This is a genomic window from Ktedonobacter racemifer DSM 44963 (assembly GCF_000178855.1).
Lineage (GTDB): Bacteria > Chloroflexota > Ktedonobacteria > Ktedonobacterales > Ktedonobacteraceae > Ktedonobacter > Ktedonobacter racemifer.
In genome coordinates, this window is sequence record NZ_ADVG01000003.1 from 238,639 (window position 1) to 265,556 (window position 26,918).

General features: G+C 56.2%; 20 protein-coding genes and 1 pseudogene. 8 read left to right on the plus strand and 13 right to left on the minus strand.

Features of this window, described 5'->3' with window-relative positions:
* Window positions 1-249 precede the first annotated feature (249 nt).
* Window positions 250-675 (plus strand): DUF6069 family protein, encoded by a 426-nt coding sequence (locus KRAC_RS30095; RefSeq protein WP_007913888.1) that lies wholly within the window; start codon window positions 250-252, stop codon window positions 673-675.
* 734 nt (window positions 676-1,409) lie between these two features.
* Here the strand turns inward: KRAC_RS30095 and KRAC_RS73895 are convergent.
* The 3 genes from KRAC_RS73895 to KRAC_RS30110 form a co-directional block, all read right to left on the minus strand.
* On the minus strand, window positions 1,410-1,946 hold the full coding sequence (locus KRAC_RS73895) for a transposase (protein WP_007913889.1): 537 nt from the start codon (window positions 1,944-1,946) through the stop codon (window positions 1,410-1,412).
* A 59-nt stretch (window positions 1,947-2,005) separates the two neighbouring features.
* On the minus strand, window positions 2,006-2,542 hold the full coding sequence (locus KRAC_RS73900) for a helix-turn-helix domain-containing protein (protein WP_052568707.1): 537 nt from the start codon (window positions 2,540-2,542) through the stop codon (window positions 2,006-2,008).
* 145 nt (window positions 2,543-2,687) lie between these two features.
* The gene (locus KRAC_RS30110; protein WP_007913890.1) at window positions 2,688-3,134 is read right to left on the minus strand and encodes an Lrp/AsnC family transcriptional regulator; all 447 of its coding nucleotides are present in this window, start codon (window positions 3,132-3,134) and stop codon (window positions 2,688-2,690) included.
* A gap of 119 nt (window positions 3,135-3,253) precedes the next feature.
* Here KRAC_RS30110 and KRAC_RS30115 point away from each other — a divergent pair, with 119 nt between their 5' ends.
* Complete coding sequence (locus KRAC_RS30115) at window positions 3,254-4,243, plus strand: LLM class flavin-dependent oxidoreductase (RefSeq protein WP_007913891.1); 990 nt, start codon at window positions 3,254-3,256, stop codon at window positions 4,241-4,243.
* Between the two features lie 742 nt (window positions 4,244-4,985).
* Here KRAC_RS30115 and ilvD read toward each other — a convergent pair.
* Window positions 4,986-6,677, minus strand: a complete 1,692-nt coding sequence (ilvD, locus tag KRAC_RS30120) for a dihydroxy-acid dehydratase (protein ID WP_007913892.1) — start codon at window positions 6,675-6,677, stop codon at window positions 4,986-4,988.
* Between the two features lie 193 nt (window positions 6,678-6,870).
* Here ilvD and KRAC_RS30125 point away from each other — a divergent pair, with 193 nt between their 5' ends.
* The gene (locus KRAC_RS30125) at window positions 6,871-7,839 is read left to right on the plus strand and encodes a LysR family transcriptional regulator (protein ID WP_083814896.1); all 969 of its coding nucleotides are present in this window, start codon (window positions 6,871-6,873) and stop codon (window positions 7,837-7,839) included.
* A gap of 215 nt (window positions 7,840-8,054) precedes the next feature.
* Here KRAC_RS30125 and KRAC_RS30135 read toward each other — a convergent pair.
* The 4 genes and pseudogenes from KRAC_RS30135 to KRAC_RS30150 form a co-directional block, all read right to left on the minus strand.
* A pseudogene (locus KRAC_RS30135) lies at window positions 8,055-8,381 on the minus strand (cupin domain-containing protein); the annotation flags it as partial.
* An 86-nt stretch (window positions 8,382-8,467) separates the two neighbouring features.
* Window positions 8,468-11,059: a PAS domain-containing sensor histidine kinase gene (locus KRAC_RS30140; protein ID WP_007913896.1), complete on the minus strand. Its 2,592-nt coding sequence runs from the start codon at window positions 11,057-11,059 to the stop codon at window positions 8,468-8,470.
* 629 nt (window positions 11,060-11,688) lie between these two features.
* Entirely contained in the window at window positions 11,689-12,336 is a 648-nt protein-coding gene (locus KRAC_RS30145; protein ID WP_007913898.1) for a nitroreductase family protein, read from the minus strand.
* A 274-nt stretch (window positions 12,337-12,610) separates the two neighbouring features.
* Window positions 12,611-12,964 carry a DoxX family protein gene (locus KRAC_RS30150; protein ID WP_007913899.1) on the minus strand — a complete coding sequence of 118 codons (354 nt, stop codon included), beginning with the start codon at window positions 12,962-12,964 and terminating at the stop codon, window positions 12,611-12,613.
* Window positions 12,965-13,149: 185 nt separating this feature from the next.
* Here KRAC_RS30150 and KRAC_RS30155 point away from each other — a divergent pair, with 185 nt between their 5' ends.
* The 3 genes from KRAC_RS30155 to KRAC_RS30165 all read left to right on the plus strand — a co-directional run bounded on the left by KRAC_RS30155 (window position 13,150) and on the right by KRAC_RS30165 (window position 17,667).
* Window positions 13,150-13,788, plus strand: coding sequence for a TetR/AcrR family transcriptional regulator (locus tag KRAC_RS30155; RefSeq protein ID WP_007913901.1), 639 nt, complete (start codon window positions 13,150-13,152; stop codon window positions 13,786-13,788).
* 674 nt (window positions 13,789-14,462) lie between these two features.
* Window positions 14,463-14,936 carry a MarR family winged helix-turn-helix transcriptional regulator gene (locus KRAC_RS30160; protein WP_007913902.1) on the plus strand — a complete coding sequence of 158 codons (474 nt, stop codon included), beginning with the start codon at window positions 14,463-14,465 and terminating at the stop codon, window positions 14,934-14,936.
* A 67-nt stretch (window positions 14,937-15,003) separates the two neighbouring features.
* The gene (locus tag KRAC_RS30165; protein ID WP_040445338.1) at window positions 15,004-17,667 is read left to right on the plus strand and encodes a PEP/pyruvate-binding domain-containing protein; all 2,664 of its coding nucleotides are present in this window, start codon (window positions 15,004-15,006) and stop codon (window positions 17,665-17,667) included.
* Window positions 17,668-17,695: 28 nt separating this feature from the next.
* Here the strand turns inward: KRAC_RS30165 and KRAC_RS30170 are convergent, their stop codons facing one another.
* Together KRAC_RS30170 and KRAC_RS30175 are read right to left on the minus strand one after the other, a co-directional pair.
* Entirely contained in the window at window positions 17,696-20,269 is a 2,574-nt protein-coding gene (locus tag KRAC_RS30170; protein WP_007913904.1) for a PEP/pyruvate-binding domain-containing protein, read from the minus strand.
* An 18-nt stretch (window positions 20,270-20,287) separates the two neighbouring features.
* Window positions 20,288-21,025, minus strand: a complete 738-nt coding sequence (locus KRAC_RS30175; protein WP_007913905.1) for a TetR/AcrR family transcriptional regulator — start codon at window positions 21,023-21,025, stop codon at window positions 20,288-20,290.
* A gap of 254 nt (window positions 21,026-21,279) precedes the next feature.
* Here KRAC_RS30175 and KRAC_RS30180 point away from each other — a divergent pair, with 254 nt between their 5' ends.
* The gene (locus KRAC_RS30180) at window positions 21,280-22,764 is read left to right on the plus strand and encodes an alpha-amylase family glycosyl hydrolase (protein WP_211221348.1); all 1,485 of its coding nucleotides are present in this window, start codon (window positions 21,280-21,282) and stop codon (window positions 22,762-22,764) included.
* 191 nt (window positions 22,765-22,955) lie between these two features.
* Window positions 22,956-23,291 (plus strand): VOC family protein, encoded by a 336-nt coding sequence (locus KRAC_RS30185; RefSeq protein WP_007913907.1) that lies wholly within the window; start codon window positions 22,956-22,958, stop codon window positions 23,289-23,291.
* A 22-nt stretch (window positions 23,292-23,313) separates the two neighbouring features.
* Here the strand turns inward: KRAC_RS30185 and pdxR are convergent, their stop codons facing one another.
* The 3 genes from pdxR to KRAC_RS30200 all read right to left on the minus strand — a co-directional run bounded on the left by pdxR (window position 23,314) and on the right by KRAC_RS30200 (window position 26,898).
* On the minus strand, window positions 23,314-24,825 hold the full coding sequence (pdxR, locus tag KRAC_RS30190; protein WP_007913908.1) for a MocR-like pyridoxine biosynthesis transcription factor PdxR: 1,512 nt from the start codon (window positions 24,823-24,825) through the stop codon (window positions 23,314-23,316).
* A gap of 167 nt (window positions 24,826-24,992) precedes the next feature.
* Window positions 24,993-26,309, minus strand: coding sequence for an RNA-guided endonuclease InsQ/TnpB family protein (locus KRAC_RS30195; protein ID WP_007913909.1), 1,317 nt, complete (start codon window positions 26,307-26,309; stop codon window positions 24,993-24,995).
* Complete coding sequence (locus KRAC_RS30200) at window positions 26,269-26,898, minus strand: IS607 family transposase (protein WP_007913912.1); 630 nt, start codon at window positions 26,896-26,898, stop codon at window positions 26,269-26,271. Before KRAC_RS30200 ends, KRAC_RS30195 begins: the two co-directional genes overlap by 41 nt.
* Window positions 26,899-26,918: the final 20 nt, after the last annotated feature.

Genomic DNA, 26,918 nt, shown 5'->3' on the forward strand with positions numbered 1-26,918 from the left:
ATCAAGTATATACATTCTCAGTCAAAAAGCTCCTGACCGAGGCTGTAAAGCTCCTACATCACACTAGCAATAAAACTACCGCTGTCACTAAAAGCATAATTGACAAAAACCCACTTTTTATCACAGAGGAGACCATGACTTTCGACACAGCATGAAATGTGTCTTTCCATCCTTCCTCCCGGCATACGCTTGAGGCTATACTTCTCTCGATCCCTACAACTGGGTAGATAAATACAAGGAGAGCAATACATGGCATCCACGATCTCGCACAAACAAGTAGCTTCACGCAAGCTCCTCTGGGTCGGTCCACTGACGCTTATCGTCGCGGCCCTTGTGAATAGCCTTATCCGTACGTTAGCCGTCGCCTTCCTCGGGGTTCCCGAGAGCTTTGCAAGCTTGCAGTTACCCTCAGTCATAGGTAGCACCATTTTCTTTGTGCTGCTGGCTCTGCTGGCCTTTGCACTGGTCAGTCGCTTTGCGCGACGACCCATTCAGTTCTACCGCGTTCTGGCGCTTATCGCTCTGTGTTTCTCGTTGCTCACGCCCATCATGGCCCTGACCGGCCTCTTCCCCGCTCCCGGCATGAACCTGCCCATCTTCTGGACCATGCTGGCCATGCATATCATTACCGCCGCCATCGTCGTGGGACTGCTAACCACCCTGACGCGCAAATAGGGGAGGCCTGCTACAGGCGTACGCGGCTACTCGGTTGGGGTACCAGTAGTCGCGTACGCCTGTAACGGGCCGTCAAATCAGTCCTCCCACATAGCTCAAGGTTTCCCTTCATTGCTGTAGCGCGGTGACTTCGAGGAAGCGAGCGCAGCATAGCAACGTTGCAACGCGGCCCTCATCTGTCATCCTGGCCAGCGTCGAAGCTTTACTGGTCATGGCATATGCGGCGAGCGTCCGAATACGGCTCGGCGAAACGTTCCCCAGATTGAGAGCAGAGGCTTCAAACTGGCGAATCTCTTCCAGTCAAGTGAGGGCAGCGGACATGGTTCTAGAACTGGCGTAGCTGGGCGCACGACGTAAGCGTTCCAGTGTGGTCAGCCGTGTATCCCCTCTCCCTGAGAGTTCCAGGAGACGATCAAAGCGAGATCGATGCTCTGGCCTAACGGCTGTACTCAAACGCTGCCATACTTGTTCAACGACCCATTCTCGGATGCGTGAGTCGCTCAGATGAAAATAGCGTGCCAATTGCTCGGATGATGGCTATCCAGTATAACGTCCGTTGCGTTGTTTCCTTTCGTCCGTGAGAAAATCAACTGGCATGGGGATACGTCCTTTTCTAGTGCTGCATTCATCAAATACGATATAACAAAAACACGGAGAAATTCACCTGAGTTGGCTCCATTGGCGTATCCTTTTTGTTACCGGATTTAACGAACGCAGCACTAGTGCTCAGTTCGTTAAATGCGGTGAGAAAAGAGCCGCCGATAGTGGCGACGAGTCTTGGGAGGCCGTCCCCAAACCCAGGGCTTGGCACGAGCGTTGAGTTGCGCGGTCGCCACGCGCCTGGCCAGATCAATCTCGCTCGGGTTGGCAAAGCTCTGGCCGGCGAAGGTATCGCGGCGGAAGAGCCGCCACCAGCCTTCTTGCAGGTTGAGCCAACAGGCTCCTTTCGGGATGAAGACGTGCTGGAGACGTGGATGCTCTGCCAGCCAGGTGCGGGTTTCCAGGCTGTTGTGGCTGCTCAGATTATCTGTGATAATGAAAATGTCGCCCGTCGGATTGTCGGCTTCGATCAGCTTGAGCAGCTCGATGTAATTCGTCGAGTTGCGCGCGGGCGCACAGCGGGTGAGTTCTTTGCCATCGCGCACACGCAACTCCCCGTAGATCCAGGTTTTCTCCAGTCCCCGGCTGTACTCCAGAGGCGCTTTGATCCGGTGCCCATTCGGCGACCAGCCAGGTGCTGGGGGAAAGCTCCGAGGTAAGACCGGCCCCAATTCGTCGGTACAGATGGTCGTCGAGCCTGCGGGTGGGTCGGTGTAGTGGCTGACGACCGCTACCCTTTTGGGACGAACTCTTTCTCATCGCTGGTCCCCCAACTGTGGGTGTGACGCCACTGCACCCCTTCGCGCAGCAAGATCGTACGGATCTGGCTGCGTTTCACGGCAATCCCGGCTTCCTTGGCTGCCTGGGCCAGTGCATCCAGGCTCCACTGCGCGGCTTTTTGCTCCTCCCTGGCCTCCAGGCTTCCGTCAGTGTACCTGACCAACCGCCCGGGAGGCGGCTGCTTGGCCAGGGCAATGATCCGGCTGTCATCTTCTGTCGTCAAGCGACGAGGACGGCCGGCTTTGGGTCGATCACCCAGCCCCTCAATCCCCTCTGTCTCAAAGCGATGCAACCGACGGCGCACGGTCTGCGCGTCACAGTGCAGGGCCTGCGCAATGGCTTCCACGCGTTCTCCATCCCAGCTGCGCACGACCATCTGTGCATGCAGGATCCAATCCGCTGGTCCATGCCGGCTGGCGGCCAGTTTGCGCACTCGCCTCTCTTCGCGTTCATCTTGCGCTGCTCGCGCTCGCAGGATCTTCGGCATCTCTCGCGCTCCTTTCTCTTTTCCACCTTCCTCTCTTCTGATTCTATCACCACTTCACGAACGGAGCACTAGAGCGCTGTTCATAACCATTGATCTACTAGATAACTGACAGCATCATGTTATTCGTTTATCGTTAGCCACTCGATCATTGCGCTTTGGGGCCCACACGCCCCAAGATCACCGATGTGCTGACTTCCCCCAGCTCCCCAAAATTTTTGACTATTTGCCCCAAATGCTCCACCGATCTCACCGCTATGATGAGTACGTACGAATCCTCCCCAGTAATCTGATAACCCTCGCGTACTTCCGGTGTCTGTTCCGCTAACGCTGCCACCCGCTGGCAATGCTCTTTGTCAGCTGCGATACGCAAAATGGCCTGCACGCCAAGCCCTACTTTGGTCGCATCTATAGCCGCATGATACCCTGTCACTACCCCCGTATCTTCTAGCTTCCGCACCCGCTCAGCAACTGCCGACAGCGATAAATGCACCTTGCGACCAAGAGCAGCAAAGGACAAACGCGCATCCTTTTCCAGGAGACGCACAATCTCTCGGTCAATCTGATCCAACTCACCCCTCGATTCTTTCGGCATCGCTCGCTTTTCCCTTTGTTTCTCCGCTTAAACTCTGCAAATACCAGTGATTATATGCCAGATTTTCCCCTGCCACAAGCTATACTTGCTCTATCACAGCAAACAAAGAAAGGCATCCTATGCATATCCCGACCGTATCTCAGACCCATCCAGATTCAAAGTCGCGTGCGCTCCGTGAGCGCCTTGGTCTCTTGACCTATCAGACGCCTCCCGCTGAAGCCCTGGCAACGATAGTAGCTGCTGAAGCCGCTAGCGTACATCAGGTTTGGCGCACTCAGGGGACGCCGCTCTGGAACTCGCTCACGGTGCTCGCCGCTGCAGCCACCCACACCACAACCATCTGTTTGGGAACAGCCATCATGCCGACCTACGCGCACCATCCCGTTGCCCTGGCTCAGCAGGCTCTTGCCCTGGCCAGCTTTGCGCCAAACCGTTTGCGTCTGGGCATCGGTCCTGGCAATCGCCAACCCATCGAGTCAAGCTACGGACTCACTCCGTCCAGACCCCTTGCTCATCTGCGCGAATACCTGACGATTTTGCGGGCCGCACTCTGGACTGGTCATGTTGAGCATCACGGCTCTTTCTACCACACCCAGGCGACGCTCCCGGAAAGCGCCCAGGTGCCCATCCTCATCTCTGCCTTGCGTGAAAAAGCTTTTGCTCTCGCGGGTGAGCTCGCCGATGGCGCGATTGCCTGGGTTTGTCCACCGAAGTATTTGCTGCACACAGCCCTGCCGACTATGCGAGCAAGCGCGGAACGCGCTGGGCGCCCCACGCCTCCTCTGATAGCTCAAGTCTTCGTCGTGCTTGACTCTGATCCTCAGTCTGTCCGAAGCGCCTTTCGAGCCCAATTTGACCATGGCCGTTTTTATGGTAACCAGCCCGAGTATGCCGCCATGTTCACTGCCGCTGGCTTTCCCGTTTCCCCCGATGGCTCCTGGTCCGACGACCTCATCGACACCCTGGTCATTTCCGGCAACGAGGCCACGATTGCCTCTCGTCTCGCCGAACTGCTCTCCTTCGGCCTCGACGAACTGCTCATCATGCCCCTCCAAAGCTCCGACCCCACCAATCTCCCTCGCCTCACTCACCTCATCGGACGGTTGTAAGCTGGGCATTCCAATGGGCTAATGAGGAAGGGAGCATGACGAGAGCGCTGCTCAACGGTTTATGGGTGATACACTGTGGGCATGAAGCCATACTCACAAGATTTGCGGCAACGAGTGCTGCGAGCCGTCGATGCTGGACAGCGCTAGGCCGAGGTTGCCAAGACGTTCATGGTGTCGGTAGCGACGATCAAACGCTATCTCAAACAACGACGAGAGACTGGTCATGTGGTGCCAAAAACGATTCCAGGTCGGCCTGCGGTGAAAGGAGCCGTATTGCAGGTCCACTTGAGAGCGCAGTTAGAAGCCCATCCCGATGCGAGGCGAGAAGAGCATTGCCGACTGTTCCAAGCAGCGCATGGCATCACGGTTAGTCCTGCCAGTATCAGCCGCGCCCGGGCCGCTTTGGGCTGGACGCGAAAAAAAAGACGTTCGCGGCAAGCGAGCAGAATGAAGCAGCTTGCGCGGCCTGGCGTGGGCAAGCGAGTCACTTGCCCACGCAGGATTTGGTGGTTGTGGATGAGACAGGCTCCCAGATCAATATGACCCCTCGATATGCTTATGCGCCTCGAGGCGAGCGTGCAGTCGGCAAAATTACCCGCAACTACGGGGCGAACATGACCTTGATCGCTCGATGAATGGGAGAATGGCCTTCAAAGATGCCTATCTGAACGTCAATGACGAGTAATGCTGTTTCTCTGCTCAAATGAGTCACTTCTTTAAACCATCAGGAGAGTATCAGGTATTAGTCCCCTTCTTGCTCCTCTGGATCTGCCAGGACAGCGCCCGTATTTGCTGATGTGACAAGCGCTGCATAGCGACGTAGCCAGGAGCTTTTCACCGGCCTTTTGCGCAGGCGAACTTCCGACAGGCGTTGTGCTATCTCTTCTGCCGTGAGATCGACCTGGAGGTGATGCTCGATCAGATCGATGGAAATGCGATCTCCATCCACCAACGCGGCAAGAGGTCCGCCCGCTGCCGCTTCTGGTGAAATATGACCAATGCACATCCCGCGTGTCGCACCAGAGAAACGCCCATCGGTGATGAGGGCGACCTGCTCCCCCAGTCCCATCCCCATCAGATTGGCCGTAGGAGCCAGCATCTCCTGCATTCCAGGCCCTCCCCGTGGTCCTTCGTAGCGAATCACCACGACATCACCGGGCTCGACCTCTCGATTGAGAATACCCGCACTTGCCTCTTCCTGTGAATTGTAGATACGCGCCGGGCCGCTATGCCGAAGCATGGAAGGCGCAACCGCTCCGACCTTCACCACCGCTCCACTGGGTGCGAGATTACCGAAGAGGATCGCCAGACTTCCTCGCTCGCTATACGGCTGTTCTATCGTGTGGATGACATTTCCATCCTGAATGCTTGCTTCGGCGATATTTTCACCCAGGGTTTTGAGCGTGACGGTGGGGCGATCCAGGTGCAGGACGCCAGGCTTGCGTGAGAGCTCTTTGAGGATCGCGCTGACGCCGCCTGCGCGGTCAACATCTTCCATGTGCCACTGACCAGCGGGGCTGACCTTACACAGATGGGGTGTGCGCTCGGCAATGAGGTTGATACGCGCAAGTGCGTAGTTGATCCCCCCTTCGTGAGCCAGAGCCAGGGTATGCAGCACGGTATTGCTTGACCCCCCCATTGCCATATCCAGCGCAAAAGCGTTATCGATGCTTTCCTCGTTGACTATCTGGCGTGGAGTAAGCTGAGCTTCTATCAAGGCGAGAATCTGCTGCCCGGCTGCGTGCGCCAGCGCTTTGCGCTCCTGCGAGTTCGCCAGGCGCGAACCGTTGCCGGGGAGTGCCAGTCCAAGTGCTTCCATCAGGCAGTTCATCGAGTTGGCGGTAAACATGCCTGAGCAGGAACCGCACGAGGGACAGCCCTTGCGTTCAAGTTCGTCTAATTGTTGCTCATCAATCACCCCGGCCTTATAGGCCCCGACCCCTTCAAAAATGCTGGCGAGATCGACGCTGCGCCCATCAGCCAGTTTGCCTGCCGCCATTGGACCTCCACTGACGAAAATGGTGGGAATATCCAGGCGCATGGCAGCCATCAACATGCCGGGCACGATTTTATCGCAATTGGGAATACAGACCATGCCATCAAAGCGATGGGCTTCCACCATGGTCTCAATACAATCAGCAATCAGCTCACGGCTCGGAAGCGAATACTTCATGCCAATATGGCCCATGGCAATGCCATCATCGACCCCAATGGTATTGAACTCGAACGGGACGCCTCCCGCAGCGCGGATGGCTTCTTTCACCAGTTTTCCAAAGGCTTGTAAGTGAACATGTCCAGGAACGATATCAACATAGGAATTGCAGACAGCGATAAACGGCTTGCGAAAATCGTGCTCGCTGACCACCCCGGTTGCCCGGAGAAGACCCCGGTGAGGTGCACGCTCAAAGCCGAGCTTAATCTGATCTGAACGCATCATGTCTCCTTCTTGTAGCAGCACATTCGACGTCCTGTTTGCCAGTCGGTTCGTCTCTCTCCTCTCCCAGGAGCGACAGGTTCCCGTTGCCTCCTGGCAACCGTCGTCTTTTTTGAGTATAGTAGAGGGAAAGTTGATTTGTCCAATACTTTTTTTGTAGGAATTATGATACCTTGGAGGTATCAGCATCTGTTTGAGAGAAAGTGAGGGTCCCGTGGAGATTCCCAAACTCACCTATTTTCTGGCTGCGGCTCAAACCTGCAATTTTCGCCGGGCGGCAGAACTGTGCTCTGTGGCGCAACCCGTCTTGAGTCGCCAAATCAGGTCATTGGAAGGGGAATTAGGGATCGAACTGTTCAGCCGTGTCAAGAAACGGGTCCAGTTAACAGAGGCCGGTCAGGAATTTGTCAGCTATGCCCGGCAAGCATTGGAGGCATTACAACAAGGACAGCAGGCTATGGCGGAACTACAAGAAGGTGCACGTGGCTTGGTCCGCATCGGAGGGATCGAGGGATTTGGTACGGAGATCCTCCCTCGTTTATTTGCCCGCTTCCATGACCGTTTTCCGCATATTCGTCTTCAAGTCTATATACGTGGCACGGACGAACTATTGCAACTGGTTGAGCAACAGCAACTGGATTTCGCGGTGGTTGGCATGACCTTTGATGGTGGGAAACCGCCAGAGACGCTTGTGGTGCGGGACATCTTTCGTGATCAGTTGCATGTCCTGGTCGCCTCGCACCATCCATTCGCGCAACGTCCCAGGACTCCGTTGCTGCTTGAGCACCTTGTTGGGGAGCCGCTAGTGCTCTTGCATGAGGGATTTGTAGCACGGCGAGTCATTGAGCGCGTGTTTGGGCAACGGAAGCTGCCAGTCCAACCGATAACGGAAGTGGATATGCTGGAGGGCGTCCTCGCCTTTGTCAGGTCGGGAGTAGGCGTGACCTTTGCGCCTCCCTCCATGATTCGGCCAAGTCAGAGGGCCGATGTCATTGCCTTGCCTATCGCAGACCTCAAGGAAGATTTTGTTTTTGCGCTCGTCCAACGTCGCTTTAGCATCCTTGGAACTGCGGCCAATGTCATGCTGCGAACGGTGCTGGACGAACTAAGGCGAGAGTTTCTGCAAAATGGTACACATGTGGGTGTTTCTCCTCCATCGTGACATATGACGTTACTCACCCGAACGCTGCTGGCTCATGGCCGTTGCGCGGTCTGCGCAGCCTTTTGAGTTGGTAAAGAGCTTAACGTTGTTTTTCGGGCTCTTCCACACTTTCCGTGATTCGGGAATGCTGAAGGCAGATCCACTCGGGTGCTGTTTCATCTCATATGAAGCGCCATGGCGAGGCTGACCTTGATCGCAAGCCTCGCCGATGTACCTCAAATGACGACTATTTGCTTCTCCTTGCGCAGCGCATCCATCACCGTCTGGTTCAGATGCAGATGATCCTGCACCAGTGCGGGGGTGGTCAACGCCATCCACTGGTTCAGCGACACGTCAGCAAAGCGCTCACTCCTGAACATCTCCAGGAAGCGCAGCGGTGTGTCACCGGTATTCTCAATATAGTGCCCCATAGCGAATGGCACATAGCCCACGTCACCGGCCTGGTAGTCGAACATGCGGGCCTTGCCCTCAGAAGCAAAGACAGTCATTCGCCCTTGGCCTTCGTGATACGCAGCAAAGCCGCCGGATGCAGGCAGCTTGTGACCGGCAAGCGCTCTCGTACGCAAGCATCTGGTTGGTGAGAGCGGCGCGCATCCGTGTCGCAACACTTTCCACCGCTCTCCTCGGCTTAGATGACACGCGTGGCGTGCGCGCCATCTGCTCGGGCACCGCGCTTGCAGGGCAGAGTCACCGTAAAAGTCGAGCCTTTGCCAACTTCGCTCTCCACCGTCAGGGTTCCCCCGTGATGCCTGACGATCTCCGCCACAATGTAGAGTCCCATGCCCAGGCCGGGAATGGCTTTCTGGTTGGGATCAGTGGCCCGATAGAAGCGCTCAAAAATCTTGTCGCATTGCGCTCGTGGGATGCCCAGACCATGATCATGCACACGGACCGCGACCGTCTCTTCGGAGGCACTCAGGTCAATCTCGACCGTCTCGGCGCCGGGAGAATACTTGATCGCATTGCTGATCAGGTTGATGAAGACCTGTCCAAGTCGATCTTTGTCCCCAACCAGTGAGCAGGGTGCCGCGCCACGCACCACAATGGTATGCGTCGCATGGATCGGTTGCATGGTGTCTACCACCTCATGAAGCAACGCATCAAGACCGACCGTCTCCTGGAGATACTCCAACCTGTCTGCCTGGATCTTGGAGACATCCAGTAACTCTTCCACCAGTCGGGTGACTTTGATGATCTGGGTCTCCATGCTGGAAAGAGTCGGAGCAGAAGCCTGGAGGCCTTGCTTGGCCAGTTGCCTGTGCAGCAAGATGGCTTGCAGTTTCATGGCCGTGAGCGGTGTCTTGAGCTCATGGCTGGCCGTGCTGATAAAGGCATCCTTGCGTTGTTCCAGTTCCTTGCGGGCCGAATTATCCAGCACAAAGGCGATTGCTTGGGATGAGTGATGTTGTAAGGCGACACGACCCACGAGCACCGGAAGGCGACTGCCATCTTTACACACGTACTCTTTCTCATAGGGTGTCAGATACTGCTGGGTGGCAAGTTCCTGCTGTGCTTGCCTGGTGCGAGCCAGATATTCTGGAGCTGTCATGCTCATCCAGTTGATACGCCCGGCACGCAGGTCTTCGCGTGTATAGCCGGTCATGCGCAGTAAAGTGTCGTTCGCGTCCACAATCTGCTCACCCTCGGTGGCAAAGATCCCGATAATGTTGGAGTCCATCAGGGTGCTTGCGCGCTCTTGACTCTGGCGCAAGGCTTCCTCGATGCGCTTCCGGTCCTCGATATCGGTGCCAGTGCCAAACCACTTGACGGTCTGGCCGGTTTCATCACGCATCGGCATAGCGCGGACTAAGAACCAGCGATAGGCTCCAGTTCGACAATCCTTCAGACGATGTTCGCTCTCAAAGGACTCACCTGTTGCAAACGCATGCCGCCACAGAGCTAGAACTCGCTCAAGATCCTCAGGGTGCACGAACTGACTCCATCCATCGCCTTGGAGGTGCTCAGCATCGGTCTGCGCAAGGTCTCTACACCGCTGATTCACGTAATCGAGACCGCCATCTGGTCGCGCGGTCCACACGAGCTGAGGCACCGTTTCGGCCAGCACCCGCCAGTTCTCCTCGCTGGCTTTGAGCCGCTGCTCAGCCTGTTTCTGATCGTCGATGTCGGTACAGGTACCAAACCATTTCAATGTCGTCCCCTGATCATCCTTGTGCTGCATTGCTCGGACAAGGAACCAGCGATAGGCTCCGGTCGTGCCCTGGCGCAGGCGCAGTTCTGTTTCATAGGGCCCGTCGGTTTGGACAGCACGCTGCCACACCTCCAGGACGTGTTGTTGGTCGTCGGGGTGGATGGCCTGGAGCCAGCCATCCCCTTGGTATTGTTCAGAAGTCATGTCGGTATAGTCACACCAGCGTCGGTTACTGTATTCACGCGAGCCATCGGGGCGTGCCATCCAGACAAGTTGGGGGATGGCATCGATCAGGACACGCAGTTCGTCTTCGGCGTGCTTGCGTTCGGTGATATCCCGGCCTGCACAGATGAGATACTCGACCTGCTGGCTGGCATCCCGAAGGGCGGTAATCGTCATCAAAATATCCAGAGACAGGTCGGTTCGGGGATGGATTTTAGCCTCAAAGCGCACGGTTTCTCCCCTGGCGGCTCTCGCAATGGCTGTGCGCAAGTGCTCTTGGACAACCGAGTCAGAGGACCACGCAGGTAGGTCGGTCAACGGTGTGCCCACCACCACCTCCCACTGCAGGTGGGCATCTGCCAGGGAAAGCTGATTGATGTCGAGGACCAGCCCCTCGGGAGTCACGATCATGACGCCATCACCGACGCTGTCCAGAAGATCACGGTACAGGTGTTCGTTCTGGCTCAAAGCATGCTGGAGGGGCAATGGTTCCAGCTGTTCGTGGAAAAAGAGCGCGAGGCCTTCGTCGGTCGGAGAGAGCGAGACGTGCAGCCAGCGGTTGGTGGCGGGAGACACATACGTCACTTCGGTTGGTTCTCGGGTCTCTTTGGCCTTGTGGACGGCCTGGTAGAGCGACGGGCTGACCAGGTGGAGCGCGCCGCACCACAAGGACGTGCCACAGGCCTCCTCTCGCGTGGTTCCGGAGAGTGTCCGGGCGCTCGCATTGGCATAGATAATCGCTTCTGTGTCATCGACGACAAATACGGCATCCGGAAGGGTCTCAAGCATGTGGAGGAGCGTCTCACGCGACCCAGGAGTGACACGCTTGGTCTGCTTGGCATTGGACATAGAGGTGGTACCTCTCCCTTTCACGTACCCCATCCCTGAGAAAGAAGATGCATTTCTGCTCGAATCGAGAGCACGTCTAGTATGTACTATCTTCGAGGAACAAGCAAGCTGGACTGGACTCCCGTACCAGACCTTGAAGGAACACGAGCATGAGCAGCAACGAGAGACGCTCAAGAAGCAGAGTATTCTCGAAACGCGAGGGAACAGTGCTGTGGCTGAAAGCAGATCTACAAAAAGAAAGGTTCGTTCAGAAGCCAATCTGTGCCCACTGGTTCTTTACGTATTCTAGAGCTTTCACGAAAAGTGCGGGAGTGCCCGGAATACCACGCTAAGCGCTTAGCGTGGTATTCCGGGCCGTTTGTACTCAAGGGCCCATTGACACCTTACGTAGCGATGAGCCAGGTACATCAATGCTTGGGTTGATCTTGTGTCGATCATTGAGGATGTTTTTCCAGCCGTGACCGGGATCCCACCAGGGAAAAGACGGCAGGCAACGATACCGAAGTCATCGAGATCGTTGCTGCCGTGCGCTCCTATTTCAATGGACTTCTGAGCACAGTTTGAGTCCATTCTGATTGATGCTATGCTTCACAACCAGTGCCTGATGATTGGTCAAGTCGCAAAGGTTCTTACGCAGCGGGACCCTGCTCGTAGAAGATAACTTCCTCATGAGGGTGACGGCTTCCTTCCTCTGGTGTCTCGTCTGCATAACCAACAGGAAAAATACTATAGCTTCTCCACGTCGCAGGCACACCGAGGAAGTCACGCAGTTCCTCTTCTATTTGCAGATTAATATGCTGATTGGAGGCTGCCAGCCCGGCGGCAGCGATAGCATTCCATACATTGGCCTGGGCTATACCCAGAGCCTGAGCAGAGAAATTTTTCCAGAGTTCCTGGCCTCCCGGAAACGGTGGGTTGTCCGCAACGGCAGAGTCCTCGTAAAAAACAAGTGTGAAAACACCTGAACGATAGCCAGGAAGGCGGTCCAGAGCACGTTGCAATTGCTCCCCCTGTAATTTCTGCTTCAATGTGCTCTCAATAAAATCCCAAAGCTCCATATGACGCTCTTTCACTATGGCAATACGGGTCGGCTGTGAATTGGCAGAGGAAGGCGACCAGCGGCCTGCTTCAACTATACCGCGAATCGTCTCGTCAGGGACTGGGCCATATGTAAGCTTACGTATAGAACGCCGTTTCTGGACATAATTCAGATAGGACTGGAGTCCGGCGTAATCTGGCTGGAATGATTCCTCTTTTGTCGTTATTTCAGTACTCATTTTTCCTCCAAAATGGGAATAGTTTTGTTGGGTATGGTCCGGTCAATTTCAAAGGCACTGTTCAAATAGGGACCAGGCGCTCTCATCCTTCTCCCCTTGAATGAGTTCCCGAAGGAACTGGCTTCTCAAGCAGGAAGCCGACGAGTCACATAGCGTGCCACCTGTCGAGGAGAAGAAGCGCCTGCGCCCTCGTCGCCTTGAGCGCCGTTCGGATACACATCGGTAAACGTTGTGGCCTGGCTTTCCCACGGCCACAGCGTCCACAACACTCGACTTATGCCAGGGGATGATGAATGGCCAGCAGGGCAACTGACAGTATGAGCAAGACCGCCGCTGGAGCGATACCAGAGATTGCGTCCTTCGCACGAATATGCGTCAGGACCGCACCCACCATGATACATATTAGGAGCGCTGCGCCCAATGTCGCCAGGATAGGCACCCAGATACCCGCAATCAAGCCCAGGGCAGCCACAATTTCAAGCACACCGGTCAGGACCAAGAACCAGACAGGAAAATGGTTCTTCTGAAAGCCCTCCACCATCTGCTTACTACGCGTCACCTTCGGGTAGCTAGCCGCGAGGAATGCCAGCGCCAATAATACCTGCAAAACAAGTGCAACCCAGTACATACATATTCGCCCTTCTACGGGCACTCAAGCCCGACTCTCTCCATTTGTCAACACCTGTTGACAACTAAGAACACTATAAACTATCTCATCTGCTTTTGTCAACGCCTGTTGACTATGGTATGATTGATGATGAGATAGGAACAGCATGAGAGATACACGTGGGTCCAGGAATGCGAGGAATCGAGATGAGTTTACGAGACACAGCGAAACACACTGCTCGTCGTTGTCGTCGCGAGCGCGACGCAGTTGCGACACGCCAGGCTATCTTAGAGGCGGCGCGCACGCTCTTTGCACATGATAGCTATGAGTGCGTCACCATTCGCGACATCGCCTCCAAAGCCGGTATCGATCCCGCTTTGGTCATTCGCTACTTTGGTTCAAAAGAAGATCTCTTCCTGGCAACATTAGATAAAGGCAACTGTAGCAGCCTCCCTGGTGGAGAGAGTATGGGGCTGGGTCATGGTTTGATTCACCACTACATATCGCATTGGAGCAAACAGGATGCCAGCGATCCGCTCCTCATCATGATCCGTTCAGCATCGAGCAATGATAGCTCTGACATACTCCGCCAGGCCCTAAACGAACAATTCCTGCAGCCTATCGCGGAGCAGGTTGGCGGTCCTGATGGGCATCTACGCGCCGAACTGGCCTTGTCACAACTCATTGGCGTCAATATTATGCGTAGCTTGCTACACACCGAGGCCCTGAGCGCGATCCCTGATGAGCAGCTCATCCAGATTGTCGGTTCCGTCTGCCAGCACTATCTCAGCGATGAACTTGAAGAGACGAGCACATCGAAAGAAGAGCCCATAGAGAGGAGATAGATTCATGGCTGGTTATTTGCTTCTAAATTTGGGAATGAAACGGCTCTCCCTCACTTTGCGTGATAAGCTCTTCAATATGACGTGCGTGAGGAGAATCTCGCCATTCAAATCGATACAGATTTTTTACTCCCACCTTGCCCTAGTTTGAAACTGACCGATGTGGAAATCTCGAAGAATCAACTCATTCTCCATGTGACTAGCACGAGTCCACAGGCAAACTGCCCAGTGTGTCAAACAACTTCATCTCAAGTACATAGTTATTATATGCGTACCATCACCGATCTCTGCTGGGCCGATTTAGGGGTGCGGCTCCCCCTGCGGGTGCGCCGTGCGCGTCTGTTCAAACCAGATGTGTAGGCGGCGCACGTTTGCTGAGCGACTTGGCCAGGAGATCAAAGCCTACGCCCGACGCACTAGACGCTGCACCATTCACTTGCAAAAGGTTGGCCTTCTGTTGGGAGGAAATGCTGGCGCTCGTCTGGCTCAATTCATTGGTCTGCCTACCAGTTCCGATACCCTTCTGCGGCTGGTACGAGCTGGCATAGGCTGAGCTCCTTGACTTATCGCTTGTACATTTGCTATAGTTTACCTAATAAAAAAATTGCAAGTTTGCAACTAAAGAAGGAAAGGGGCCGTCAATTCATACAACTGACCAGGAATTGCTCGCACAGAGCATGCGCACTCTCAGGCGGGCCATTTTCCAGGATTTTATTGTTGGTATGCTACGCGCCGATCAAGCATTTGATCTCTCATTTGCGCAGGTAGCTACCTTAATCACGTTAGAGACAAAGGGTGAATTGAGCATCAAGCAGATCGCCGAACAGCTAGGCCGTTCACTCTCAGCCACCAGCCGCCTGATCGACCAGCTTGTGGTGCAGGGGCTGCTAAGTCGGCGCGAAGACAAACGCGATCGCCGCACCAAACAGGTTGCACTGACCGAACATGGTCGAGCATTGATCGCACAAGTTGAACAACGACGCGCCGATGCGCAAATTGCCGTGATGGCTTATCTTTCACCAGAGGAGCAGGCACAGGTATTGCAGGCAATGCTGCTCCTGGCTGAAGCAGGAAAAAGAAAGGGGGAGCATGATGTCTCTCCAGCCACAGAGTCAACCATCTCTCAATCAAGCTGTGAAAGCAAAAGCTGAGCTGACTTCTCATTCTAATAGTGCAACACAAGCAAGCGCACCGCTGCCAGGACAAGAGGACAACACTATGCAAGCACTAGATGCCCTTGTGATCCCGTTGGCAGGGCTGCATCGAGATCAGCTAGCGCGGGTTGGTGGCAAGGCAGCTAACCTGGGCGAAATGATCAGCGCCGGGTTGCCCGTTCCCCTGGGCTTCTGCGTCACCACGCATGCCTATGCCCGATTCGCCGCTGATGCCGGAATGGATTCATTGCTGGCTGAGGCTCAGACAGTAGACCACAATATCCTGGCAGAAGCAGCTCGTACTCGTCTCCTGAATACAGCACTTCCTTCTGAGATCGCTGAAGCCATCCTCCATGCCTACCAGCAGCTTGGCGAGAACACTCCTGTAGCCGTGCGCTCCTCCGCCACTGCCGAAGATCTGCCCGGAGCATCCTTTGCCGGTCAGCAAGACACCTACCTCAATATCGTTGGGCAAGAGGCCCTGCTCAATGCGGTACAGCGCTGCTTTGCCTCCCTCTGGAGCGACCGCGCCGTCAGCTATCGTTCCAATCTGAAGGTTGATCAGCGCGCAGTCCGCCTGGCCATCGTCGTACAAACAATGGTTGATTCCACGGTCGCGGGCGTGCTTTTCACTGCCAATCCGCTCACTGGCAAGCGACGCCAGGCTGTTATCGACGCTAACCCTGGCTTGGGCGAAGCAGTTGTCTCCGGTGCCAGCAACCCTGACCACTTTGTCGTCAATAGCAGCACCGGCGAAATTGTCGAGCACCATCTCGGCGACAAAAAGCTCGTCATCAGCTCCATCGCGGGCGGTGGCACCTTCCACGCCGAGAACCAGGCCGCCAGTGATACAGCCTGCCTGACCGATGAGCAGGTGCGCGCACTGGCGCGGCTCGGTGTACAGGTTGAACACTACTATGGTACCCCACAAGATATCGAATGGGCCATTGACGCCAACAGCAAACTATGGCTTGTGCAGTCCCGCCCCATTACGACGCTCTATCCTCTGCCAGACAACACTCCCACCTCTGATGATGACCTGCGCGTCTATTTCTCCTTTAATATCATCCAGGGCGTCTTTGGTCCCATCACGCCTGCTGGCCGTTCAGCCCTCCAGCTCTTTACAGGTACCGTCGCCACCTTCATGGGCCTCTCTCCCCGCGATCCCTGGGATGGTCCAGCCATTTTCATAGAAGCAGGCGAGCGTATCTATATTGATCTGACCCGCGTGATCCGTAGCGAATTTGGGAGCAAGCTGTTCCGGGACGCGGCCTCGATTGGTGAAACACGCAGTGTCGAACTGATCGAACAACTCAGCAACGATCCACGCCTCGCCCTACTTCCCAAACAACGGCTCCGTTTCTGGCGCATACTTGCCACCTTCTTCCTGAACATCCATCTGCCAATCAACGTCCTGCGAACTCTTATCAATCCCAGGGACGCACAGAAACGCATCAAACAATTCCGCGAGCACCTCGAAGCCCTGGTCGCGGCAGAACATGAAACTGATGCCATTGAAGGGCTGCAACAGTTTGAGCAAAGTTTTCGCCATGAAGTCAAATGCATGTTACAAACTATTGTCCCCATCATCCCTGCTGGCCTGGGTTCGCACGCCATCGCCACCCATCTCCTGGGCAAGGATGCCTCTCCAGCCGATATGCAGATCGTGCTCCGTGGCCTGCCACACAATCCCACCACCGAGATGGATCTGGAACTCTGGACCATGACGCAACGCATCAAAGCGAGTCCCCCCACCGCTCAATTTGCGCGTGAAACCTCCACCGCCGAGATCGTGCAAGGCTATCTATCTGGTAGCTTGCCTGCGCTGTTACAAAACGAGCTTACAACCTTCTTGCGCTGCTATGGACATCGTGCCGTCGCCGAGATCGATATGGGCGTTACTCGCTGGTCTGAAGATCCCACGCATATCATCGGCGTACTCGCCAACTACCTGCGCCTGGAGGATAACATCGCCTCACCTGATGTCCAGTTTGAACGTGGAGTGCGTGAAGCTGAGGCTATGGTCGCCGAACTGACCAGACGTGCCCGCCGCAGGGGCTGGCTACGGGGCAAGCTTGTTGGCTTCTTCCTGAGCCGTGGCCGCGCCCTGGCTGGCTTTCGCGAAATGCCCAAATATTGCATCATCTTGCTGATGGCCCACCTGCGCAAGTTCCTGCTCGCTATCGGCAAACAACTGGCAGCTAGCGGACAACTGGAAAATGCGCACGATGTCATCTTCCTCAGCGTGCCCGAAGTCCATCGCGCGCTGGCCGGTGAAGATCTGCGCCCCCTGGTCCACGAGCGACACGACCGCTACGAGAGTGAAATGGCTCGTCGCCACATCCCTCGCTTGCTTCTCTCGGATGGCACCGAGCCATCGCCCGTCCCTACGGGTGACGCGGCAGCACACATCCTGACAGGCGCGCCCGCCTCCCCGGGACAGATTACGGCTACAGCTCGTGTCATTCTCAATCCAAACGGTGCTCATCTAGAGCCCGGGGAGATCCTGGTTGCCCCTTCCACTGATCCTGGTTGGACGCCGCTTTTCCTGACGGCAGGCGGCCTGATCATGGAAATGGGTGGCATGCTCTCACACGGTGCTGTGGTCGCTCGCGAGTATGGCATCCCGGCTGTGGTTGGCGTACCCGCTGCGACCGAACGCATCACCAGCGGCCAGCGCGTCACTATCGATGGCACGAGTGGCACAGTTACCCTCAACGAGGAGTAAGCGTTTGCGCGTACCGTAGAGGTGCTGGCTACAGCACCTCTACGGTGCCCTTACCTCCGTCTACACGCAGCCAGTCGCCGCTATGCAGGCGCATGGTTGCGTTGCCACAACCTACGACGGCGGGTATGCCCAGTTCACGGGCGACGATGGCGGCATGCGAGAGTGGCGCGCCGACATCGGTGACGACCGCGGCGGCCCGGGGGAAGAGTGGCGTCCAACCCACGTTTGTCTGTGTCGTGACCAGGATCTCGCCGGGCTGGAGCTGGTCGCCCTCTTCGGGTGAGACGACCACGCGTGCACGCCCCTCGACAATACCAGCCGCGCCGGGAAAGCCTGTGATGGTTTGACTAGCAGGAACCGTCTGCCCCCGCTCGTCAAAGGCATCGCTGCGCCTCCGTGGGTCCGCTGCCCATTTGAAGGGATCAAAGTGGCCACGAATCAGCGCGGGCAGAGGCGGCAAAGCGCTGTAGCGTTCATAGGTCGCGCGCCGCGTGGGTACAGTAGCGAGCGCTACTTCATCCCCACCCAGAAGGGCCAGAATTTCCTCAATCGAGAGGAAGAAGAGGTCCTCGCCCTTGCCGGTTAGCTCACCCACGCGCAAGACAAAGGTACGCAGAACCCAGAAGACACGTATGATCTCTGAGCGGGCGGCCTCGCGATCATGAGCTGCGGCCGCGGCCCGGTCTACACGCCGCCGGAGCGCCGCTGCTTTGCGTGGATAACGCTGGCGCAGGCGCTCCCAGGCCGCCGCTTGCACGACCTTCTGCCGAGCTAAGAGCGCGTTGACATCCAGCGGTGCCTCGCGTAGGCCAGCGAGCTGGCTCTCGATCCAGGTGGGATCTTCAGCCGGACGTGGTAGCGAGACCTCAAACTCATGCGGCCCCCGGTGGCCATAGGTTCGAGCAAAGGTTTCGCGGTCAATCTCGCCTCGCTCCAGTTGCGCTAGGCCCAGTAGCAGGCCCAGGCTCGCCAGGTGGTTCTGCCCTACGCTCAGGCCTGAGAAGAGCGCGTTAGCCTCCTCCTCATCTACGAGCTTGCCCAGGTCACGCCGAATGAGGGCGAGCGCGTTCCCGTCTCGCCTGGCACCCGCCTCCAGCATATGACAGCATTCGCGGAAGAAGGGCGTGATCTCATCGCGCCACAAAGCGAGCAGTTCCTGAGAGCTGACGACGTTGCGGATCTTTGCTTGTAGCTCCTCGCAACGCGCCGGGGCCGCGGCGATAAACGCAGGCAGGCGCTTCTGATTAAGGCGCACGCGCTTCTTGAGCCTTATCGCGACTGGTACCAGGGCTTTAAGCAAGCGCCAGCGTGACAACGGTAACCCTGGCACCTCCAGCCCTTCGGGAATACGCCCAAAGATGCCCTCGCTGATCCTGGCAAACTGCTTCTGGTTCATGCCTGCCAGGGCGGCCAGCGACGCGGTAATACTCAGATTGAGGTAGAAATGGCCGCCGATGTTCCCTACCGGCTTATGCTCCGTGAGGTGCAGTGGCTCCATTGTGTCGGCGATAAAGATTTTGATAAGCGACCAGGTGCAAGGCGTCATCACATCGGGCACCGCTTCGCCAACGTTGCCGTTCGTCCAGAGGTAGTCGCCACTCAAGCTATCGTTCCACTCCTCAAACCTCGCCTCATGAGCATGTAGGGTCGTAATTGGCCGCGCCTGCACAATGTAGAAGCATCCATCATGCAGAGCCCATTCTACATCTGTAGGCTGAGCATAAAGAGCTTCAATGCGCATACCAAGCTGCGCCAGCTCCAAAGCCTGCTCAGGCGTGAGCGCAGTCTGTGTGCGCCGTTCCCCAGGGACTGGTTCCTCGCGCGTGCCAGTAGTGGTCTGTACGGTCATCACTCTTTTATCGTTTATCTGCTGCTCGCTTATCGCTCTGCTGGCCTTCTCAAAGATAAAGGTATCCGGCGTGACCTGCCCGCCTACAATGGCCTCGCCCAGCCCCCAGGCGGCGTTGATCACTACCTGCTCGCGTGAGCCTGTGAGCGGGTTCGCCGTGAACATAATTCCCGCCGCCTCGGCGTTTACAAGCTGCTGGACCACGACGGCCAGGGCCACATCCTCAGGTGCTATGGCATGATGCGCGCGATAGCCAAGGGCACGCGCCGTCCAGAGCGAGGCCCAGCAGCGCTTGACAGCCTCCACCACTGCTGCTTCACCCCGAATGTTAAGATAGCTCTCCTGCTGGCCCGCGAACGACTGCTCAGGTAAGTCTTCAGCCGTCGCCGAGGAGCGTACCGCGACGGCGAGCTGGCTCCCGCCTAGCTCCGCATAAGCCTGGCAAATCGCGCGCTCAATGCTCTTTGGCATAGTGCCCTGCATAAAGAGATGCCCTATACGCTTCGCGGACTCTTCGAGAGTCGCTGGCTGCTCGCTATTAATCGTTGCGACGGCAGCGAGTATCTCCTCCTGTAGCCCGTTCTCGCTAACAAAACAGCGGTAGGCCTCCGTGGTGACATGAAATCCAGGGGGTACAGGCAGGCCAGCTTTAACCAGGCGTGCCAGGGAGGCCCCTTTCCCTCCCACATGCTCCAGTAAAGCCATCTCAGCATCCATAGCTAAGACAAGGGGAACAGTTGCAGCATCTTTCACAGTATATTCTCCTGAATGTCATTCAACCTCTTGTTGAAACATCTGCTGGCTCGCCGCCCTATCGCGATCCAGGTACTGGCCAAAGACATGCGAGGCAACTCGCACCTCATTTGACATATCAGCCCCATCGGGCACAAGCGCACGCTGCACAGCCTCGGCCAGCCATCGCGCCAGTTCCTCATCGGAGAGCATATACTCTTCCGGCATCAGGGGCGCGATCAGGAAGAAGCCCATAAAGATCGCCGATAGGGTATAAACCTGGGCTGGCAGGCTCATATCTGTACGCACCAGGCGATGTTCACGCAGGTATTCCAGGTAGACAACGAAGCCCTGCAATTTCTCCTGGTACAGCTCACTGCTATGCTCGCGATGCACCAGCTTCCCGATAACATCCATGTCACGCAGGAGCACCGCCTTCAACAAAGGACGATTCAGCAGTGCCAGCGCCGAATGCCTAAACAGGCCACGTAGTGTTTGCCCCTCTGGATCTTGCGCTACACGCTGCTGTACATCCTCTGTCAGCGCAACCTTCTCACGCTTCATCAACGCACCAAACAGGTCTTCGCGCGTCTTCCAGTGCAGATAGATGGTACCCTTCGCGACTCCAGCCTCCCTGGAGATATCCTCAATGGTTGTCTTGTTATAGCCCCAACGCAGAATCAGGGTCGCCGCCGCATCCAGAATACGGTGCGCCCGCGCCTCACGCCTGGAGTTCTCCTGCTCCTCCAGCCCTGCCTCCCGGCTCAACTCTGCCACAGTATACTCCTTCCATCATATGACTAAATAAACTTATCTGGTCATATATCAACAATAATAAATATACAGCACAACAAAACCAAAAGCAAGAATATAACATGGAAAAGAGAGGTGGTCGTGGCGTTCGCCACGACTACCTCTCTTTTCCATGTTATAATTTCCGCATAAGGATCGTTTTCTTCGTTAGGACGTGCACAACCACGGACTTGAGTTGGCACAAGCGGAGGATATTCATGAGAACAGGATGTTCTTTATTGACCACCAGGCACGGAGGCCTCTGGCGCCGGGCGCTGCTGCTGGCAACCCTCTTACTCGTCTTCGCCCTTGTGGGCACCGTTCTTCTCGTCATCTCGCCATCCAGGCGGGCCTATGCCCATTCAGCCAATGAATGGACCAGCCGCTCCATCTACTTTATCATGACTGACCGCTTTAGTGACGGCAATACCGGAAACGATAACTATGGCGGCTTCAACACCAATCGCTCGGATGCCACCGCGTGGCATGGCGGCGACTTCCAGGGCATTATCAACCACCTGGACTATATCAAGAACATGGGCTTCACCGCCATCTGGATTACACCTGTGGTGATGCAGCATGACACCCATGCCTATCATGGCTACTGGGGCTATGACTTCTACTCCATCGATGGGCATCTCGGCAGTATGAGCGATCTACAAAACCTTGTGACCCAGGCCCATAATCGCAACATCTGGGTCATGCTCGACGTCGTAGCTAACCACACCGGCTCCTATAACTACACCGCGCCCACCTTCCCCAACTACAGCAACTATCATCACAATGGCAACATCCAGGACTACAACAACCAGTGGGACCTGGAGAACCAGGATGTGGCGGGCCTCAACGATCTCAACCAGGACGACTCCACGACCCACTCCACTCTACTCAATAACGTGAGTTGGCTGGTCAGCACAACCGGCGTCGATGGCCTGCGCGTAGACACCGTCAAGCACGTCTCCAAGTCCTTCTGGAGCAACTATGCTCAGAGCGCGGGAACCTTTACCATCGGTGAAGTCTATAGCGGCGATCCCGGCTACGTCGGCGACTATACCCACTACCTGGATGCTGTGCTAGACTATCCCATGTACTACACCATCCATGATGTCTTCGCCCAGAACAAGAGCATGTATGAGATCCGCGATCGCTATAACTCCGACGGCTCCTACCGCGACGCGCGCACCAATGGTGTCTTTATCGATAACCATGACCAGGATCGCTTCCTCTGCGACGCCTCGGGCAACCCCGCACAGACCTGGGACAAATATCCCCAGCTTGAGATGGCCCTGGCCTTCACCTTCGCCAGCCGTGGCATCCCGATCATGTACTACGGCACCGAGCAGGGCTTCAGCGGCTGCGCCGATCCCGCTAACCGCGAGGACCTGTTCAATTCCTTCAACACTAGCGGCACGCTCTACAATTATGTCGCCAAGCTTAATTACGCCCGCAACCTCAACGCCGCCTTGCAAAACGGCGCGCAGTATGAGAAGTGGGTTGACGATAGCTTCTACGCCTTCGAGCGCGAGAACGGCGGCAGCAATGTCCTTGTCGCTCTCAACAACTGCTGGTGCACCCGTACCGTCACCATCCCCAACCTGGACAACTTCGCCAGCAGCCAGACGCTCCACGATGAGCTGACCGGCACCGCCTACCAGCTCCAGGGCAACAGCATCACCCTCACGCTCCCCAGCCACCAGGCTGTCGAGCTCACCAACCGCTATTAAACATAGCGCCGGGCCGCCCTGCACGAGCGGCTCGGCGCTACTAGCGTACGCATATGTTAAGATGAGAAGCGATACGTGATTAGATCGTGCACTTATGTTAAGATAAGAAGCGAAAATTTGTCGAATGAAAGTGTCGACCGGAGAGAAAACATCTTCTCTCCCTACCTTGTGTGAGGAAGTATCTAGCGACTATGAAACTGAATCATATCAATCTGACCGTCACTGATGTTCCTGCGGCGGCCAACTTTCTCGAAACGTACTTCGGGTTACGCAACCAGGGCGGCAACAAAGGGTTTACTGTGCTCTTCGACGACGATAATCTGGTACTCACCTTGATGAAAGCTGGTCAGGTGAGCTATCCAGGCACATTTCATATCGGCTTTGTCCAAGAAAGCGAGGAGTGCGTTAACGAGATCTATCAACGCTTGAAAGACGACGGATTTGAAATGAAGCCCCCGGAACGGAGTCATGCCTGGACGTTTTATGTTCAAGCGCCAGGCGGATTCCTGGTCGAGGTTCTGGCTTAGCTTGCTTGATTCAAGTAGCCACCTATGTAAGCGTACTCCGCAAAACACGCGCCAGGGCGTGCACATCTGCTCGTAGCGCCTCTGGGGTCGCATTTGCGAAACCAAGCACGAAGCCGTCGCGCTTGAGGGGTTGCATGCTAAATCGCGAGACGGGCAGTATACGCAAGCCTTGTTTTGCAGCCAGTTCGACCACTCCCTGGGCGCTTACCCCCTCCGGCAACCAGGTAACCAGGTGGATGCCAGCCTCTGGTATAGTAACGTCCAGAATATTGCCCAGCTCCTGGTTCAAGGCCTTCACCAGGGCATCGCGCCGCTCCATGTAGAGTCCACGCATCTTGCGTAGGTAGCGCGCGAAATGCCCCTCGGTAATAAAATCGGTCAGGGCCATCTGCTCCAGCAGCGGCAGGTGTACATCGACGAAACGGCGGGTGGCGAGAAAGCCCTCCACCAACTGCGGTGGCACAACCATATATCCCAGGCGCAACGAGGGAAAGAGCACCTTGCTAAAGGTGCCAATATAGATCACGCGCCCAGCACGATCGAGACCATGCAGCGCCTCTAGCGGCCGCCCGCTATAGCGATACTCGCTATCATAGTCATCCTCTACGATCCAGCCTTGCGCCTCTCTCGCCCATTCTAGTAGCTCCAGGCGCCGTCCCAGGCTCATGGTGACCCCGGTAGGAAACTGGTGCGAGGGGGTAACCACGGCCAGGCGTGCTCCGCCTTTAAGCCTTCGTCCAGCCGCCACATCGATGCCCTCGCCATCTACCGGCACAGGTACCATAACAGCTCCTGCGGCCATTAGCGCACCCCTGGCCCCGAAGTAGCCCGGATCTTCTACCCAGGACTGCTCGCCAGGATCAAGCAGTACACGCGCCACCAGGTCGAGTGCGCCTTGCGCACCTGCTGTGAGCACGATCTGTTCAGCCATACAATGTACGCCACGCGTAATGCCAATGTGGGCTGCAATGGCCTCGCGCAAGGGCGCGTAGCCCTGTACGCCCTGGTAACGTGCATAAGCTTGCAATGATTGCCGAGCATGTTTGGCTATCAGCCTGGCCCAGATCTCATAGGGAAAGTACGCCACTTCAGGCTCGCCCACTAGGAACACATCTTTTCCTGGGCTTACCTCTACCTCATGTCCCGCAGCAAACTCGTCGAGTAGGATTTGCCCACGCCTCGCCAGCAAAGCATGCTGAGTCGCTGGCGTCCCCTTCCGACCTTGTTTTAACACCTTCCCGCTTGCCTGCGCCAGTTGCTCCGGCTCTAAAAGAGCCACCCGCGTCCCATCTCCCACCCGGCTCTCCAGATATCCCTCCAGCAATAACTGTTCGTAGGCCAGAGCCGTCGTATTACGCGATACCCCTAGCTGGCTAGCCAGTATCCGCGTCGAGGGAAGACGCGCTCCCGTCTCCAACTGGCCCGCCAGGATTTGCGCCCGCAATCGCTCATAAAGCTGGCGATAAAGTGGCGCCTGCGCGTTCTGATCAAGTATAATCTCCGGTTTATCCACCGGCCTCGCCCGCTTTGGCATAAGTTACTGCTGCTACCTTTCTCATACTCGAACGTGTGGGAACACCCCCGAGCGGTCAGTTGTTCCTGTTTCTCAGCCAGTTGCCATCGCACGAGAACCTTTGGATCAGCCCTCTCGTTTCGGTCTCACACCAGCTCCACAGGCATTTAACGTCACGGTCGTAGCCACTACCCAGGACGGCCAACTTGAGGCTCTGCTCGTTGGCGAAGCATTTCCATGGCGAACCAGGCCAGGTTCAAAGCGGCGTTCACATCCCGGTCGATCACCAGTTCACAGATCTGGCACTCATAGGTGCGGTGTTTGAGCGGCATGCGTTTCTTGACATGCCGGCAACACGAACAGCGTTTGGTCGAAGGAAACCAGCGAGAGGCGATGAAGAGCTCTCCTCCTGCGGTGGCGACCTTGGTCTTCAAGAATTGCAACAGTTGCCCCATCGCTGCATCGGCAACGGCTCTGGCGAGCTTCCGATTGGCCATCATTCCCAGGATGTTGAGGTCTTCGATGCCAATGACCCCACAGGTGCGCGCCACCTCCGTCGTGAATTTGTGCTGCACATCTCGGCGAAGAGTGGCAATTTGCTGATGCTTGCGCGCTACCTTGAGCCGTTGTTTCTCATAATTCTTGCTGAACACGGTTCGCTTGGTTTCCGGGTCTTTCGTCTTCTGTTTTTTACTGAGTTGGCGTTGCAGCTTGCCGAGTTTCTTGAGATGGAGCGCTAATGGCCTTTGGTTCTCAAGCCTGCGTCCATCGCTCACCACAGCTGCTTGCTTTACACCCACATCTACCCCCACCACTGCTTCGGGCGTTGTGGGGCGCTCCCGTGTGATTTCTCCCTGGATGGAGACGTACCAGTGGCCCGCTTCACAGCAGACCGTCGCCCCCAGGATCTTGACTCGTTCGCACACGACGTGCTTGCGCGTGTTTCGCTTCTTCGTGGGAGTGGTGGCTTTCCCCTTTTCGACGAAGCGCAGTTTTTCGGCGACGTTCACCGTTCCCAGTCTGCGTAAGAGCTTGCCTCGGTCCTTCTTCGTTTGGCGTTGATCGAGGATGAAGCGACCCAAGCCAGGAATGGAGACCCAATGGGTCCCCAAGACGAATTTATCGTTGGAGAGATAGAACGACTCGTGCGACTTCCCCTTTTTCTTGTACTGAGGGTAGTTCGCTCGGCCCGCAAAGAAGTTGTCGTAGGCGTTTTTGAGGTCATCGAACGCACCTTCCACCACACACTTCGTCACGTGATAGGTCCACGGATATTCCTGCTCCCGGATCTGGTTGAATTGCTGCTTGAGTGCGAGGGCATGTGGCGGTTTGAGCACGCGCTGCTCTTCAGGAACGATTTCCTGCTCAGCTTTATACGCCTGATACTGCTTTTCCCACTGCTCCCGTCCCCAGTTGTAGATAAATCGCCTGGTGCCACAGGCTCGTTTGAGATACTCCACCTGTTCAGGGGTGGGGTTCATCCGGATCTTGTGCGCGGTTTTCATCCTTCAGCGCCTTTTCTAACGCTTTGCGGTAATTCCGCAGACCATACAATCTCGATGAAAAACAGTGGAGAATGCTCATCACATCCTGGACAAGCTCGTGTTCTGGAGAGAGCGTCTCCGTGTTCATCACGACCAATTCCGTGTGGTGGGTCTCGCACAGGTGCTTGATCAGAGCAAAGCCAAAGCGCGCCAGCCGATCCTGGTGAGCAATGAGCACACGCTCCACTTCTCCTGCCACAATGGCATCCACCAGAGCCAGAAACCGTTTGCGCTCAACATTGAGACCTCCACCGATCTCCACAATCCAGTCGTCCACCACAAGCTGCTTGGAGACCGCGTAGCTCGAGAGCGCTGCCCGTTGGTTCTGCACGTCCGGTCGTTGAGCAGGACTGGACACCCGGCAAGAGGCGATCGTTCGGCGAGCGGCTGGCGGCTTCGGAAGGTTGAGCGCCGTGGCCAGATCGGCCTCAGTATAATAGCGACGCCCAGAAAGCGTTCGTTTGGCTTTGAGCCTGCCTTCCCGGTCCCAGCGCTGCAACGTTTTCACGCTGACACCCACCTGCTTGGCAAACTGTGCGACTGAGTACATATAATAATTTTAGTTCACTT